The sequence below is a fragment of the Winogradskyella sp. PG-2 genome, assembly GCF_000828715.1.
GTDB lineage: Bacteria > Bacteroidota > Bacteroidia > Flavobacteriales > Flavobacteriaceae > Winogradskyella.
This window is the reverse complement of the sequence record NZ_AP014583.1, coordinates 3,506,808-3,523,037: the sequence shown is the minus strand read 5'-3', so window position 1 is coordinate 3,523,037 and position 16,230 is coordinate 3,506,808. Positions and strand designations below refer to the sequence as shown.

The 16,230-nt window shown below is 32.0% G+C and carries 17 protein-coding genes; 7 read left to right on the top strand and 10 right to left on the bottom strand.

Features of this window, described 5'->3' with window-relative positions; translation table 11 throughout:
• Positions 1-42: 42 nt before the first annotated feature.
• The 8 genes from WPG_RS15815 to WPG_RS15780 all read right to left on the bottom strand — a co-directional run bounded on the left by WPG_RS15815 (position 43) and on the right by WPG_RS15780 (position 8,155).
• Positions 43-2,481 (bottom strand): TonB-dependent receptor, encoded by a 2,439-nt coding sequence (locus tag WPG_RS15815; RefSeq protein ID WP_052471306.1) that lies wholly within the window; start codon positions 2,479-2,481, stop codon positions 43-45.
• 51 nt (positions 2,482-2,532) lie between these two features.
• Complete coding sequence (locus tag WPG_RS15810; protein ID WP_144374496.1) at positions 2,533-2,808, bottom strand: hypothetical protein; 276 nt, start codon at positions 2,806-2,808, stop codon at positions 2,533-2,535.
• A gap of 125 nt (positions 2,809-2,933) precedes the next feature.
• Positions 2,934-3,428, bottom strand: coding sequence for a DUF6787 family protein (locus WPG_RS15805; RefSeq protein ID WP_045474444.1), 495 nt, complete (start codon positions 3,426-3,428; stop codon positions 2,934-2,936).
• A gap of 28 nt (positions 3,429-3,456) precedes the next feature.
• Entirely contained in the window at positions 3,457-3,945 is a 489-nt protein-coding gene (locus tag WPG_RS15800) for a DUF6146 family protein (RefSeq protein ID WP_231850212.1), read from the bottom strand.
• Positions 3,946-4,161: 216 nt separating this feature from the next.
• A complete protein-coding gene (locus WPG_RS15795; protein ID WP_045474440.1) occupies positions 4,162-4,809 on the bottom strand; it encodes a DUF937 domain-containing protein in 648 nt (215 codons plus the stop codon).
• A gap of 106 nt (positions 4,810-4,915) precedes the next feature.
• Positions 4,916-5,866 (bottom strand): D-2-hydroxyacid dehydrogenase, encoded by a 951-nt coding sequence (locus WPG_RS15790; RefSeq protein ID WP_045474438.1) that lies wholly within the window; start codon positions 5,864-5,866, stop codon positions 4,916-4,918.
• 89 nt (positions 5,867-5,955) lie between these two features.
• Entirely contained in the window at positions 5,956-7,017 is a 1,062-nt protein-coding gene (gene serC, locus WPG_RS15785; protein WP_045474435.1) for a 3-phosphoserine/phosphohydroxythreonine transaminase, read from the bottom strand.
• 79 nt (positions 7,018-7,096) lie between these two features.
• On the bottom strand, positions 7,097-8,155 hold the full coding sequence (locus WPG_RS15780) for an acyl-CoA reductase (RefSeq protein WP_045475707.1): 1,059 nt from the start codon (positions 8,153-8,155) through the stop codon (positions 7,097-7,099).
• 79 nt (positions 8,156-8,234) lie between these two features.
• Between WPG_RS15780 and WPG_RS15775 the strand changes: the two genes are divergently transcribed.
• Positions 8,235-8,588 (top strand): 4Fe-4S dicluster domain-containing protein, encoded by a 354-nt coding sequence (locus tag WPG_RS15775; RefSeq protein ID WP_045474433.1) that lies wholly within the window; start codon positions 8,235-8,237, stop codon positions 8,586-8,588.
• An 87-nt stretch (positions 8,589-8,675) separates the two neighbouring features.
• On the opposite strand, the gene WPG_RS15770 is transcribed toward WPG_RS15775, so the two are convergent.
• Together WPG_RS15770 and WPG_RS15765 are read right to left on the bottom strand one after the other, a co-directional pair.
• Positions 8,676-9,704, bottom strand: a complete 1,029-nt coding sequence (locus WPG_RS15770; protein ID WP_045474431.1) for a peptidoglycan bridge formation glycyltransferase FemA/FemB family protein — start codon at positions 9,702-9,704, stop codon at positions 8,676-8,678.
• Between the two features lie 161 nt (positions 9,705-9,865).
• Complete coding sequence (locus WPG_RS15765) at positions 9,866-11,047, bottom strand: hypothetical protein (protein ID WP_045474429.1); 1,182 nt, start codon at positions 11,045-11,047, stop codon at positions 9,866-9,868.
• A gap of 450 nt (positions 11,048-11,497) precedes the next feature.
• On the opposite strand from WPG_RS15765, the gene WPG_RS15760 reads away from it, so the two are divergent.
• The 6 genes from WPG_RS15760 to WPG_RS15735 all read left to right on the top strand — a co-directional run bounded on the left by WPG_RS15760 (position 11,498) and on the right by WPG_RS15735 (position 16,089).
• Positions 11,498-11,677, top strand: coding sequence for a hypothetical protein (locus tag WPG_RS15760; RefSeq protein ID WP_045474427.1), 180 nt, complete (start codon positions 11,498-11,500; stop codon positions 11,675-11,677).
• Between the two features lie 338 nt (positions 11,678-12,015).
• Entirely contained in the window at positions 12,016-12,567 is a 552-nt protein-coding gene (locus WPG_RS15755; RefSeq protein ID WP_045474425.1) for a hypothetical protein, read from the top strand.
• A gap of 191 nt (positions 12,568-12,758) precedes the next feature.
• Positions 12,759-13,853 (top strand): redox-regulated ATPase YchF, encoded by a 1,095-nt coding sequence (gene ychF, locus WPG_RS15750; protein ID WP_045474422.1) that lies wholly within the window; start codon positions 12,759-12,761, stop codon positions 13,851-13,853.
• Between the two features lie 43 nt (positions 13,854-13,896).
• Positions 13,897-14,655: a DUF481 domain-containing protein gene (locus WPG_RS15745; protein WP_045474419.1), complete on the top strand. Its 759-nt coding sequence runs from the start codon at positions 13,897-13,899 to the stop codon at positions 14,653-14,655.
• Positions 14,656-14,672: 17 nt separating this feature from the next.
• Positions 14,673-14,921 carry an SRPBCC family protein gene (locus WPG_RS18905; RefSeq protein WP_316929955.1) on the top strand — a complete coding sequence of 83 codons (249 nt, stop codon included), beginning with the start codon at positions 14,673-14,675 and terminating at the stop codon, positions 14,919-14,921.
• Between the two features lie 271 nt (positions 14,922-15,192).
• The gene (locus WPG_RS15735) at positions 15,193-16,089 is read left to right on the top strand and encodes a DMT family transporter (protein WP_045474417.1); all 897 of its coding nucleotides are present in this window, start codon (positions 15,193-15,195) and stop codon (positions 16,087-16,089) included.
• Positions 16,090-16,230 lie beyond the last annotated feature (141 nt).

Here is a 16,230-nt window from a genome sequence, read left to right as displayed (position 1 = left end):
TTAAAAATTAATTTTCATAGTTATTGTATTTTAAGTAAATAATTAAAAATTCAATTGTAATTGTAGTCTAACGTTTCTTCCCATTTCATCGGCAAAAAATCGAAGACGGTTTAAATAATTTCTATAGTTAGTATTAAATATATTATCTATACTTAGCCTAATATTCATGCTAGATTGCTTAAATACAGGTAATGTTATTTCACTTTGTAAATGCATTAAATGATAGCCAGGAGGTGGACTAAGGTCCACGTCAATATCGTCCTCGTCTGCAATAGGTATTGTATAATTGTACTCGGTAGGAAACTCATTTTGTTCAAAAGCCCATTCTGAAATTAGGCTTGTACTAAAATTTTTCCATTTTGCATTGGTATACGTAATACTATTTGTTGTGGTAAATGCCGGAATATCAAGCAATGGCAAATCTGCTTTTGTATCGTATCCTTTTATAAAAGATGATTTGTGATTAAAATTCCACTGAGTGCTAAACTCATAATTTACTGTTATATCTGCACCAAACATGGTGGCATCTGTTTGTATATACTCCCAAACAGGAAAAGGTCCTCTAATTAGCGGAATAATACCTTCAGGTCCAGGAATTAGATAAATAAAATCGTTGATTCGATTAAAATAAGGTTCGACTTTTAAATCTACACCAGAGTTTCTATAGCCATAAGTAGCTGATAAGCGATGCGATTGTTCGCTCTCAATCCTAATATCGCCAATTTCTATTCTTGCTGCAGAATGATGTAATCCATCACTAAATAATTCGGATGCATTTGGTGCTCGACTTGCTAAATTATAACCAAAACTTAATTGGTGATTATCATTGAATTGGTATTTGAATCCTAGAGCTCCTGAAACATTATGATAGTCAAATAGGGGGTTTGTCTTGTACTGAGAAGCATTAGGATCAACTCCATCAACAATTTCGCCACCACTGACTACAGAACCCTCTATGATATCTCTAAAGTCTTCGTCATATCCTCGATCTTCCCAATCTGACCTTCTATAAAATTTAGTTGCATCCATTCTGCTGAAATCATATCGCAAACCTGCGTCAACAATAATATCATCACTAACTTTCCATTCTCCTGTGGTATAAATACCAAAATCATTTCTGTCATAATCTGGTATTAAACGTCTTACGCCAGTATCTGGGCTTGCTACATTATTTTGATATCTACCAAGTAAGCCAAAGTTATATTTTAGTTCTGCATTATTGTCCACTTTTGCATTGGCTGAGATGGTATGTGTTTGAAGCACTAAATCTACAGCTGGTATATCACTTCTGCCACCTCTGCGGATATCAAATTCAAATCGTTGATTGTTTTGATAATCGTATTGTACATCTACTTTACCAAAATTCCTAAAACGTTTGTAGTAAGATGCCTTAAACAAATGATGTGTAACTTCTTGCTTAGGTTGTGTGATGTCATAGCCAGAATCATCTGTAAAAAGTGGTTCTGGTGCATTAATTGCCGTAGCTAAGTTTTTAATGTTTCCAATATGAGCAGATCTTAGAATTCCTACTTCACTATCTATGAAGCTATAATATACCTCAAAACCAGATTCAAACATTTTTTTACCACCACTTAATGAAAATGCTGTAGACTTAAAGCCTGAGTTGGTTAAATAATAATCTGGCGCTTTTAAATCACCGACTTGTCTTAGTGAACCTTGAACTTGGGCAAACCAACCAGAACTATAATTTTTGTTTAGAGTAGTTGTAGCATTGTACCCTTTGCCATTAGATTGCCCGCCAATAATTGCTCTTCCGTAAAGCGTATCAATACGATATGTTCTAGTGGGTTTGAGGACAACTACGCCACCCACAGCATCTCCACCATAGGCTAACGCTCCAGAGCCTTTAATTACAGAAATCTGGTTGGCACTATTAATATCAATATTTGGAGCATGTTCTATACCCCATTCTTGATCTTGCAAACGCACACCATTATTCATAATTAATATTCTGCTACTATGTAAACCATGTATCATGGGCTTGACTATGTTGTTACCAGTATTTATAGATGAAACGCCTGGGACTTCTCTTAGGGCATCTCCTAAACTAGAACTACTGTATTTTTCGAGTATGTCTACTTTTATAACTGTTTCTTGAGCAGTTTTTGTTGTGGTTTGCTCATTAGCCTTAACCGTTACTTCACTCAGTTCTTCGAAATGATGTTCTAGACTGATTAATTTATGTGTGTTTCCATCAACTTCAATGCTAATGATTTTTGTCTTACAGGCAATGTGAGACACTTCAATATTATATGTTTGTTTACATAGATTGTTGAACTCAAAATTTCCTTTTTCATCTGAAATTGTGATCTTATTTGTACCAATAATTTTAATCGTAGTATTTTCTAATGTAGTATTGTCATGAAAATCAGAGATTTTACCTGTTAAGACGCTATTACATTCTTGAGAGAAGCTAAAACTAGTTATTAGTATAAATAAGATTAGAAAGATATTCTTCATTATTTATTTATAATATCTTATTAACTGATCTTTTTACTAATTGTTCACTTATTAAATTAAGGCAGGTGGTGCTTTATTTCTATTGCGGTTATAAAACTGTTGATCTGTTAAATAGTCATTACCAGAAACATTATAAGTTTTAATTAATTTAAATATTTGTAAATCGTTTTCATAAGAAAACTCTATACTATTATTGTAATCTAAGCTATTGAGATTTATAGCTAAAAGACAAAGGTTGCAAGGTAGTTCTTGATCTTCATCATTGTCGTCACCACAAGAGTCTGTTAAGTGATTTTGTACCTCTTTATGATGGAGGTAGCTGTGCATGTTAAGAACATTACTAGTCAGTAATATTATTAAGAAAAAAAAGGCTATTATCTTTAAAAATCCGTTTTTCATGCAATCCACAACAAACCTATTGATATTCCGAAACTAAAGATGTTAATGAAATCTTAATTTTTCTCTTTAAATAATCCAAATCGATTAAGCATTTTCTTTTCGAATTCCCAGAAAAATTTAAACTGTCCAAATAACCAGCCAAAGGTAACTAAAAGAATTTGATAAAAAACTAATCCAACGGTAATAAATAATATCCAGTAAATGGTGGGATCTAAGTTTTCTTTAGTAATGCCAAGTAGTTTAATGATAGGCCGTCCAATGTACAGTGATGACGAGCCAGTAACGGCAAAAACCATAAACACTCTTATCATTTCCCACTTATAATCAAGTACCCATTTATTTTCTAACCTTTTAAAAATCCATAAGGTAAATTTGAGTAATAATATGCAGGTAATGATTGAAGCGATAATGATAAATAGAATATGACTATCCTTCAAAAAAGCATAAGAAATTTTAAAAGCAGAATAGATTAAAATAATTAGACCAAAAAAAGGAAACAACAACTGCCAATTATGTTGAATTTCCCATTTTTTTTTGAATTTTTCCATAGCGCTAAAAAAGTGCTGCAAATTTAATTTAAATTCTTGGATAGAATGAACTTAATTGTTGTTTATATTTTAACTGAAAAAATAAAAAGTAATTATATAATTTATAGTTCACTTCATAACCATAATCTGTTCTAATATCGTAATCTATGCGCAATTCATATAGATTAGGATCATAAACCATTGGTTGCAAAGCTCTCTGGTTCCAGGCTTGTACTAAAATTGCATTTCTACTTTCTAACCATTGTTGCGAGTGGAAACCTTCAGGGCGTGCTCTACCTATTAACCAAGCATTAAAACCTGGTTCTATGATTATAATTTCGTAATCTGACTCATCACTGCTGATATGAACAGTGTCGCTTTTCACTAAGCTATTTTCATCTTCATTATTAATAGTTTGATTGTTATTGTAAGACTTACAACTTGCAATAAGTACGAGTGCTATAACAAAGGGCATAATCATTTTAATATATCTAAACTTATTAGATATATGATTTAAAGTTAGTTTTGAATGTTTCATAAGTATTAAATATATTAAAAATTTATGAGTGTTTTATTTTATTCATTTGATTTAACACTACAAATCAATACAATAATTAAACGAATTCATATCACTAATAGGCAAAATACCCTTGTGAATGAGTAAACATTATTCTTTGGCTAGTCTATAGAGAATATGAAAATAAAAAAAAGCAGTTCGAAAGAACTGCTTTTAAATATAATTAGAGTTTGGCACTTATTTTCCAAATAAACCTCCTAATAGACCACCAAGACCACCTTTGCTCTTGTTTCCTCCTAATACCATACCAGCAACATCATCAATTACACTGCCATCACCATCTGAATCTAATATTTTTTCAAGGAAAGTTTGTTCTTTTGTTACAGCACCACTATTGCTTGCACCACCTAATAAACCTCCTAAAAGACCAGATAAAACTCCTGCAGAACTTACGTTGTTTTGGCGTGACTGTTTTCCTAAAACACCCATTAAGATTGGTGCTGCTACTTTAAGGATGTTAGCTACAGATCCCATATCTAAACCAGATTTTTCACCAATAACTTTCTCAACTCCTTGTTGTCTATTTCCAAGTATGTGTCCAAGAATTTTAGAACCATCTGTTTTAACTTCTTCATTAACACCACCACCAAATAAACCACCAAGGTTATCTAGAATGCTTCCATCATGTTTACCTTTTAAAGCTCCCATAAGACCTTCTGCTCCTTCTGGAGTAGAAGCATTACGTTCCATTGCTTTCATCAGTACTGGTAACGCCATAGTTAATACGCTACTTGTTTTATTTTGATCTGTTCCTGTAGAGCCAGAAACACCACTGACAATAGTTTTTCCTAAGTCACTGTTTAATAAATCTAAAATTCCTGCTATTTTTGTTATATATACTTAAGGTTAATAAAATTAAGCATTTGAAGGTACAAAAAAAAGTCCCACAATAGTAGGACTCATATTTTAAGCTTTGGTCACAATTTTTTTATTAACCAAGAATATTAATAATTTGTTCAGCTAGTTCAGTGCCAATTCTATCTTGTGCTTCATTAGTTGCCGCACCTGTATGAGGTGTTAATGATAATGCAGGATTCATTAATAATTGAATTTCTGGTTTTGGTTCTTTTTCAAATACATCTAAAGCAGCTCTAGACACCTTACCGCTTTGAATAGCCTTAACTAAAGCCACTTCATTAACAACACCACCACGTGCCGCATTAGCTAAAATTACGCCATCTTTCATTTGGTTGAATTCCTTCTCATCAATAACATAATCTTTTTGTGCAGGTACATGAAGCGTTAAGAAATCTGCTTGTTTTAAAACATCTTCCTTAGAAATTGTTTTAATTTCAAAATTAACTTTTTGACCATCAAAGAAATCTAATTCTAAATTCGCCTTTTCCATAAATGGATCGAAGGCAACAACTTTCATTCCTGCTCCAATAGCAACCTTAGCGGTAGCCTGTCCTATACGTCCAAAGCCTAAAACACCAAGCGTTTTACCTTTTAATTCTGTGCCTTTCGCATATGCCTTTTTAAGTACTTTAAACTTTGCATCACCTTCTAATGGCATATCTCTATTTGAGTTATGTAAAAAACGTGCTAGTCCGTAAAAATGACCGAATACTAATTCTGCCACAGAGTGAGAAGATGCAGCAGGTGTATTGATTACGTTTAAACCTTTACTGCGTGCATACTCTACGTCAATATTATCCATACCTACACCACCACGACCTATAATTTTAAGGCTAGGACAGTTATCTATTAAATCTTTTCGTACTGTAGTTGCACTACGCACAAGTAATACAGAAACTTCGTTATCGTTTATATAGTTTTGTAATTGTTCTTGTGCAACTGTTGTTGTTATAACTTCGTATCCAGCAGCTTCTAAAGCATTAATTCCGCTTTGTGAAACTCCATCGTTTGCTAATACCTTCATTTATAATTTTAGTTTTCGTTTTCGCATAAGCGAAAATTCTTTGTTTATAGTTTTTTTGTTTAAAAAGCTTTTCTTTATTGTAAGAAATATTATGCTTTACTTTCTAATTCACTCATAACCTCTACAAGAGCTTTTACACTGTCTAGAGTTAAAGCATTGTACATTGACGCTCTGTAACCACCAACACTTCTATGTCCATTTAAACCATTAATGCCAACTTCTTTAACCATAGCATCAAATGTTTCCTTTAAATTTTCATTTTCTAAAGTGAAAGTTGCATTCATATTAGAGCGATCTTCTTTTACTGAGTACCCTTTAAAAAGTGGGTTTAAGTCAATTTCAGAATAAATTAATCGTGCTTTCTTATCGTTTTCTTCTTCTATGGCTTTAATACCACCTAAGTCTTTTAACCATTGTAATGTTAGCATAGATACATATACCGGAAACACAGGTGGTGTGTTAAACATACTTCCTTTACCAATATGCACTTTGTAATCCATCATTGAAGGAATCTTACGAGACACTTTTCCTAAAATATCTTCTTTTACAATAACTAAAGTTGTTCCTGCAGGTCCCATATTCTTTTGGGCACCAGCATAAATTAAATCAAATTGTGTGAAATCTAATTGACGTGAAAAAATATCACTACTCATATCACATACCATTGGAATAGGTGAGTTTGGAAAACTTTTCATTTGAGTTCCAAAAATGGTGTTATTAGATGTACAGTGAAAATAATCATAATCTTCAGGAATATCATACCCTTTTGGTACATAGTTAAAGTTAGCTGCTTTAGACGAACCTACTTCGTAGATGTCATCATAAATCTTAGCTTCATTTATGGCTTTATCAGACCAAGTACCTGTATTTAAATAACCAGCTCTTTTTTCTAAAAGATTTAAAGCCACCATTAAAAATTGTGAGCTTGCACCACCTTGTAAAAACAACGCTTTGTAGCCTTTACCTTCTAAACCTAATAATTCTAAGGCTAGAGATCTAGCGTTTTCCATAACATCTACAAACGGTTTGCTTCGGTGAGAAATCTCTAAAAGAGATAAACCATCATCAAAGTTTAAAACAGCTTCTGAAGCTGCTTGCATTACTGATTTTGGTAATACACATGGACCTGCACTAAAATTATGTTTTTTCATGATTATCTTTAAAATTTAAACAGATACAAAGGTGCTACTTATTTGGGTATTAATTGTTACGAAAATGATAATTTTTAGGCTATATTGTTAACAAGAATTCAACAGTATCTACATTATCAGCATAATCCCAAAGTTGAGGATTTTGAGTTTCACCAAAGGGCACTTCATTGTTCCAAAATTCATTAGCAACAACGCATTGAATTTTATCTTTTTCTTGAGTTAGTTTATTACTTAATCCTTCTAAAGAATCATAATGCTCATAAAAAAGTGTTGCAATAGGTGATGAATAGCTTTTATCTTCTTTAATCATTAAGAACCCGTTTTCTAACATATCGAATTCACTCATTAGATAAACAGCCTTATTATAATCGTAGTTATTAGCATATTTGGCTTCATTAATAATAGGATGCCATTTGTATACTGCGTTAAAAAAAGCATCGAAATTATAATCTTCTGGTACAAAAAGCTTAGATACGTTTCTGCAGCCTAAACCATAATACCTAAATATATCATTTGAAAGACTATCTAACTGTGCTATAGTCTCTTTACCAGTTAAAACTGCGACAGAATTTCTATTTTTTCTGATTATAGAAGGTTTGTTCTTAAAATAATATTCAAAGTATCGAGCAGTATTATCACTTCCGGTTGCGACCACAGCATCAAAATCTTGAAGCTTTTGCTCTGTGAATTTTATTTTGCCTTTAAATTCTGGTTCAACAATCTCTAAATACTTAGCAATAAAGGGGAGAAGGTGCTTATCATTTGAGGATTGTTTAACTAATACATTATGGCCAGAAATAAGCACAGATAAAAAGTCATGAAATCCAACTAAAGGAATGTTTCCTGCCATAATTATGGCAATATTTTTTGAATTTATATTGTTAAAGTTATACTTATTAATCCAATACTTAATATTGCTTTCAGTCAATGCATTACACCAATATTTAATACTAAATAATATATTTTTTTCAGTAAACCAACCATTATGTTCTTTTGCTAGTTTTAGTTGATGTTTAAAACCATCAAAGAATAAATCATTGGCAACAACAGAATCATCTTTTTCAATGCCATTGGTTTTAAATTGACATAAAAAGGCACCTAATTTTGCAAATGCGTTAATTCTTTGTTGTAAATCCATATAAGGTTTGGTTATGCGATGTTTTGGCTCTATTTTTGCATTTGCAAAATTAAGTAAAAAAGAAAAAGAATAAATTACTATGGCAATTATAATCACAGACGAATGTATTAATTGTGGTGCTTGTGAGCCAGAATGCCCTAATACTGCTATTTACGAAGGTGCTGACGATTGGAGATATTCCGATGGTACAAGCCTTTCTGGGAAAATAGTATTACCTAATGGTAAAGAAGTTGATGCTGACGAAACACAAGAACCTATAGATGACGAAGTTTATTATATAGCTCCAGATAAATGTACAGAATGTATGGGCTTTCATGAAGAACCACAATGTGCTGCTGTGTGTCCTGTAGATTGCTGTATACCAGATGAAGATATTGTTGAAACAGAGGAACAGTTATTAGGGAAACAACGTTTTATGCATCCTGAAGGCTAGATTAGATATTAGAAACAGATAAACTAAAAGATCCTGAGTGAAAGCTCAGGATCTTTTAGTTTATACATATTTCATTATTATGTGTACTTATACGGTTTGTTTTGCTCGATATGCAGGGAAAAAATTAGTTTCTATACCAGCTTTTAAGTGCTTCTCTGAAAGGGTTTTGTATATATCTTCGCTTACTATGTGCTTCCAAATTTTAAACTCTTTCACACTTTTTGAGAAACTGCTTTTGAATTTAAAAAGTGAATCTTCTTCACTACCTCTTCCACCTCCTAGATTAAAAAATTCATAACCTTCTTCAGTAGATTTAATACGTTCTTTGTCGATAATAAGCTTAATAGGATTTAAATCCATATAATTTTCACTAAGACCAGATAAATGATATTGCACAATATTACCAGTTTTTATAAAGATAGCTGCAGCAATGATCTCTTCAGTTTCATTATGCTTACAAAGTAATAATTCTGAATTTAAATCACTACTCGAAAGAATCCGTTTATAATAATCATTACTGAAAAAGTAATTTTCATCTGCATTTACACGCTTCATGTTTTCATGATAAAGCTCTATAAAAGTTTCAAGATGATCTTCTATATTCCCTTTTATTACAGTACAAGACTTATTAGCTTTATTGACATAAGTCTTAAGTCTTCGACTATACTTTTGTCTTTGAATGTCAATAGGTTCACTTAAATCTACGTAGACTACCTTTCCTAATGTTGTAATTGATCCTAGTCCTTCAAGAAATCCTTCTTCTTCTTCAAAATAAGGATGAAGTCTAGAGAAGACCGAAATAATTTTTTCTGTTTTAAAAAAAGTATTCAGCTCTTTATGAAAATTCTCTTTTTCAAAAGCTTCATCTATATTTAAAGCTAAAACACCGGCATATCCATAAACTGATGTCGCATCCTTGTAATCTGAATTTTCAATAGAACGTATTAATAATGGAATCATTAAACTTGTGCCGTTGTCAGTATATTTTACAAGAACAGGACTTTCGTCATCTGTTTTTGAAAGATGATGGTAATCATAAGTATGATAAAAATCAAAATGCTCAACTAATGCTAATTGCTCATTCCAATCTTTTTTATCTTTAATAACCTCAATCATTTATTGTAACTTTAATAGCTAATTATTATATAAATCTAAATAAAAGATTTTATTATTTAACAAAATAGTTTTATACCTATTTTATTGTTTTTATTGTATTGCAAACCTCAGCGTAACAATTACTTTTTGTTTTACGACTTACTTTGCTAAAAATGAATCAATTATATTCTAAACATTGCACCAGTAGGCTTAATTCCTAAATAAGCCATTCCAGCTTGATTTAACCAATGTGGTTGAATAATCCCATGTTGTAATACTGCATGAATATCTCTATGTGCTCTTTCAATATGAGATTTTGTGTACAATGATACTGTACCTGCTGCTGCATATATTTCAGTTAACATTGCTCTAGCAGAAGCAGCAGATTGCACTGAAGCTGCCCAAACATCAGCTAATTGCTCATCAGTGTATGTTTCTCCATTAACTGATGCATTCCAGATAGTATCAACTGCCCCATGTAGTTCTTTTCGTGAAGCATTTAATAATGATTTGCTTTTTGCTACAGCGGTTTGTACAGTCAACCTATCTCTTAAATCTGGACTTTTACCTGGTGTAATACGTTCAAAACATATTTTCACTAAATCATCAGTTGCAGATTTTAGTATACCTAATGCAATGGCGGCATTTCCGGCAGAATTTAAGCATCCTATTGGTAAACGACTGTATGCATTATCAATAGCTACTGGGCTTTGAAAATCTATAGCGTATTTTTCATTTACAAACGTATCTTTTATTTCTATGTCATGACTTCCTGTACCCCTTAAACCTCCAACACTCCAAGTATCAATGATATTGATCTCTGATTTAGGAATGAAGAATAATTTTAGTTTAGCACCTGGACCTAAAGTTTTAGGAAGGTCACCACCTGTAACAAGACATCTTAAAGCAAACCAATCAGATAATTCGCATCCAGATACTAAAGTCCAACGTCCATTTATATTGTATCCACCGGGAACAATTTCTGCAAAACCCTCTGGTCTTGCTGAGTTGGCATATATGTGAGAAGGATCTTTAAAGATTTCTCTCATGCTTTCTTCGTCTAAAAAGCGACCGAACGTACAAGCTAAATGATTATTCCATACACTCCAAGCTACAGAAGCTTCTGCACTTGCTAGTATTTCGTAGGTTTTCAATACTTCTACTGGATTGTCTTCCCATCCACCTAGAAATTTAGGTAATCCTTGTCGAAACAATTGAGATTTTTTGAGTTCTTCAACTACTACTGGTGCTAGTCTTCGTAAATTCTCTGTTTCGTTTCTATTTGCTATTGCTACTTTGTAAAGGTCTTTTGCTATATCTGTAGGCAAGGCACTTGTAGCTTTTAAAGAAGATGTCTTATGCATAACTGTTAAGTTTTTTTGTGATATAAATTATATCGTCTTTGGGGTTTTTAGAAAAAAGAAGTATGCAATTTAAAAAGAGTAGTTTAACTAAAACTTTTGTCCATAACATACTTTTGTATTTCTAAAGCAAATTTAAGATTAAACCATTAATAACAGTCTAAAAAATTGTTTAAATGCAAAAAAAATTGATAATGTGAACTTTATTATTCTAGATTTTTATGATAAATGCATTAATCTTAAAATTATCTTAAAAAAATTTGTGATACAAATAACGCTTATTTGAAATAATTAATATGCTGTATTTTAGAAATATACGTAGTTCTACGTATTGTATCATGTACTCTAATAATATACCTTGTGGAAGACAATTACTTAGATACTAGTTACTGAATATTTTAAATAACTAATCAAAAAATTATTAAGGCATTTTATAGAGATTTAAAGGACTATGTGAACGATCCAATTTATGTAAATAAGCAAAATTGGATATCTTCAAGATTATTAACATTAAGACACGATCTAAAAGAAAAAATTGGTGATGGACGCAAATCTAATTCACTAATTATTGGATCATGGAATATTAGAGCTTTTGATGGTGGAATGCCGAGATTAGATGAGAGTTACCATTAAATAGCAGAAATTATTGATCATTTTGATATTTGTGATATACAAGAAATAAAATCTGATCTTTGGCCATTAAGGCGTTTAGTAAAACTTTTAGGGCCAAATTGGGATTATTTTGTCTCAGATGTATCAACACACGAGGGTGGAAATACAGAGCGAATGGCTTTTTTATACAATAAAAACAAAGTTTTTTTAGAAACTTAATTGGCGAAATTGTACTATCAAAAGAAGATCTTGTAGCTGGTAAACAGGTAGCTAGATCACCGTTTTTTGCATCATTTCAAGCAGGTTGGTTTAAGTTCTCCTTATGCTCCGCTCATATCATTTTTGGAAATGACCTTAATTTGAGAGCTAAAGAGATAAAAGCAATTTCAAAAGCTCTGGTAGGACGTTCTAAAAAAGAAGATCAGGTTCATATCTTTCAAGGTGATATGAATATTGAAAGCAAAGACGGTATTATAATGAAAGCATTAAAAGATTCGGGCCTAACAGTACCTGAGTTTGGACCTACTAATATGAAAGGTGATATGTGGTTTGATCAAATTGCATTTACAGTAAAAGGTAAGGCTACCAGAAAGACAAGATTACTGCGTCATAATAAATTTGATTGGCGGTATTCTGTTTTTGGGCCACACCCTATAGATGAAGCTGTACCTTTTACAGATAGTGAAAAAAAACTGGGTATGACTAGATTAGATTTACAAGCCCAACTGGACCATTACGAGGACATAGTCACAGAAGTTAGAGCAAAATATGATAAAGATCCTTATAAAAACTTTTCTAAATCCTACAGAGGTTGGACTACTCATGAAATGTCTGACCATTTGCCAATTTGGGTAGAACTAGAAACTGATTATTCTGATGATTATTTGAGGAAGTATCTTAAGGACGACTAAATTATGCAGATCTCGATTTTGACTTTTTATCTTATAAGAACTAACTTCCCTTAACAAATGATATAGTGAATACTAACTGACATAATCTAAAGTGTTAAGCGCAATTATAAATCACGTTTCATTTTTTTAAAAACTTTAAACTAAACATTTCTACTAATTAATTACATTTGCACTCGCAAAAATAACTTTACATGAAAGCCGGAATTGTAGGATTACCAAACGTAGGAAAATCAACCTTATTTAACTGTTTATCTAATGCCAAAGCGCAAAGTGCTAACTTTCCGTTTTGTACCATAGAACCTAATATTGGTGTGGTAAACGTACCAGATCCAAGATTACAGAAGTTAGAAGCATTAGTCAACCCAGAAAAAGTATTACCAGCAACGGTAGAAATCGTGGATATTGCTGGTTTAGTAAAAGGTGCCTCTAAAGGTGAAGGATTAGGAAACCAGTTCTTAGCTAATATTAGAGAAACTGATGCAATATTACATGTGTTACGTTGTTTTGATAATGAGAATATAGTCCATGTAGATGGTTCTGTAGATCCTATTAGAGATAAGGAAACTATTGATATGGAGCTGCAACTTAAAGATTTAGAAACAGCAGAGAAGAAGTTAGACAAAGTAAAGCGTGCTGCAAAAACAGGAAATAAAGAAGCACAGAAAGAAGCAGCAGTTCTTAATAAAATAAAGGAAAGTCTAGAAGCTGGAGTTTCAGTAAGAGCAATAGAATTCTCTGATGAAGATTATGCAGATTATATAAAACCTTCTCAGTTTATTACTGATAAGCCAGTGATGTATGTGTGTAATGTAGATGAAGGTGCGGCTACAACTGGTAATGACTACGTAGAAAAAGTACGTGAGACAGTAAAAGACGAAAACGCTGAAGTTTTAGTTTTAGCGGTTGGTACAGAGGCAGATATTAATGAGCTAGACGATTACGAAGAACGACAAATGTTCTTGCAAGATATAGGTTTAGAAGAACCAGGTTCAGCGAAATTAATTCGTTCTGCATATAAATTACTTAATCAACAAACCTATTTCACTGCTGGTGTGAAAGAAGTAAGAGCTTGGACAGTTAATGTTGGTGCCACAGGACCACAAGCTGCAGGAGTCATCCATACCGATTTCGAAAAAGGGTTTATTAGAGCTGAGGTTATAGCTTACGATGATTATGTTGAATACGGAAGTGAAGCTAAAGTGAAAGAAGCTGGTAAAATGCGCGTAGAAGGGAAGAATTACGTGGTTAAAGATGGCGATGTGATGCATTTTTTGTTTAATGTGTAATTGATTCTTACAGTAATACTTTTTAACTGTAAAATGGGGTAGAATGAAAAAAGCAATCTATTACTTTTTAATTTTTCCGATTTTTGTTTCAGCACAAATCAATGAAAGTGATTCTTTAGCGATTAAAGCCAATTTATCCTTAACTGGTTTGTGGCAAGATGGCAATGTTGAAACTTTAATACTAAGAGGACGAACTGATTTTAGTGTTAAACCTTGGGAAAAATGGGTGTTTAAAAACACGAATTCTTATGTCTATCAAGAATTTGGTAAAGAAAAGGCGGATTCAGATTTTTTAAGTCTTAATTTTTTATACTTCAATCCAGAACGTAGATTTTATACGCAAATATTAGGTTTTATAAGCACAAATTTTCGTAGAGAAATTGATTTTCGCTATTTATTGGGTGCTGGTGCAACTTATCAAATCATTAAGCAAAAAGAACATTGGCTTAAAGTTTCATTAACTTTTGAATATGAGGAAACCGATTTTAAACGTAGTGTATTTAATAATACCGATTTTAATGGTAGTAAAACTATTAATACGCTCCGAGGGACGCTTTGGATTAACGGTAAATATGAGCTATTCGGTAAAAAAGTGATTTTAAAGCACGAAAGTTATTTTCAACCTTCATTGTCGCAGAGTAGTAATTATCGCTGGCGAACAGACTTAAGTGCAGAATTTCCGTTATGGAAATTTCTCAGCTTTAAGATTAATTATCTTCGTATGTACGAAAGTATTGTCATTGAAAATCAAAAAGAGCAAGATCAGTTTTTGACTTTTGGTTTTACACTTAAAAGTTTTTAATCCTAAAAAAATGGGATATGCCAACCATTGAAATCAAAACCCTAATTAAAGCAGATTTAAAAACCTGTTTCGATTTATCTCGTAATATTGATTTCCACCAAGAGTCTTTAGTACATTTAAACGAAAAAGCTATTGCAGGCAAGACTTCGGGCTTAATAGAATTAGATGAGTGGGTCACGTGGGAAGCTAAACACTTTGGGATTACTCAAAAATTAACTTCAAAGATTGCTGTATTTGAAAGTCCAAATTATTTTGTGGACGAATAGTTTCAGGTGCTTTTAAATTCTTTAAGCACGAGCATATTTTTCAAGTTAAAAATGATTCAACTTTAATGATTGATAAATTTCATTTTCAATCTCCTTTTGGTGTCTTAGGGAAATTAGCAAATGTTCTTTTTCTAAAAAGATACATGACTAACTTATTAGAGACTAGAAATGAGTATCTAAGAATTAAAGCAGAACAAATAACCAAGCTTGAACATCGTAATTCTTGAACTCACAATTTTCAGATAAAAACAATCCGTTTTAATTTCGTGATATGAAATCTAAGCACACTTTCATTTATGGGGTTTTAATCGGTATTTTAGGCATCGTTCTATTTTCCTCTAAAGCCGTAATGGTAAAGCTAGCATATTGCTATAACATAGATGCGTTGAGTATGTTGCTGTTAAGAATGTTATTTGCTTTTCCGTTTTATATTGTAATTGCCTATTTCTATAGAAACGAAAAGAAAGAAGTTACAAAGCAACAAGATTACCTTTGGTTGTTCTTTTTTGGTTTTGTTGGTTATTATTTAGCGAGTTATTTTGACTTTGTAGGTTTAACTTATATCAAAGCAAGTTTAGAGCGTATTATTCTTTTTATTTATCCAACTATTGTATTGCTATTTAATAAGTTGTTTCTGAAAAAGGCAATTACTAATATGCAAAAACTGGCTATTTTCATTACATATATAGGTACTGTAATAACCTTTGGAAGTGAAGTTTCTGTTTCTGGGAGTAACGCCTATTTAGGTGGATTTTTTGTATTGTTAAGTGCTATTACTTACGCGTCTTATTTAGTAGGTAGCGGTTGGTTAATTCCTAAGTTTGGAGTGATGCGATTTACAGCTTATGCTATGCTGGTCTCTTGTATCTGTGTATTTATACATTACGGGATTTTTTCTAGAGTAGATATTTTTAATTTTCCTTGGCAAGTCTATGCACTTGGTCTTGGTATCGCTGTTTTTGCAACTGTTATTCCTTCATTTTTAGTATCAATATCTATTAAGATAATTAGTTCATCTAACTTTGCTGTTGTTGCTGGTATTGGACCGATTTCAACAATTATCCTTGCTGTTGTATTTTTGAATGAAAGTTTAACGCTGTTACAAATGATTGGAACCATTGTGGTGATTTTAGGAATATTATTGGTTTCAAAAAGTAAGAAAACGTAAGCATATATATCTTTTTGAATGCTAAATATATTGACAGTCAATGTTCTCAACATTTTCGGTCTATTATTGTTAATTACTTTACTAATTCAATATTTCATTTTTTAAGGTATAGTCTTATATTAGCGTTCTATCAAAAATTTT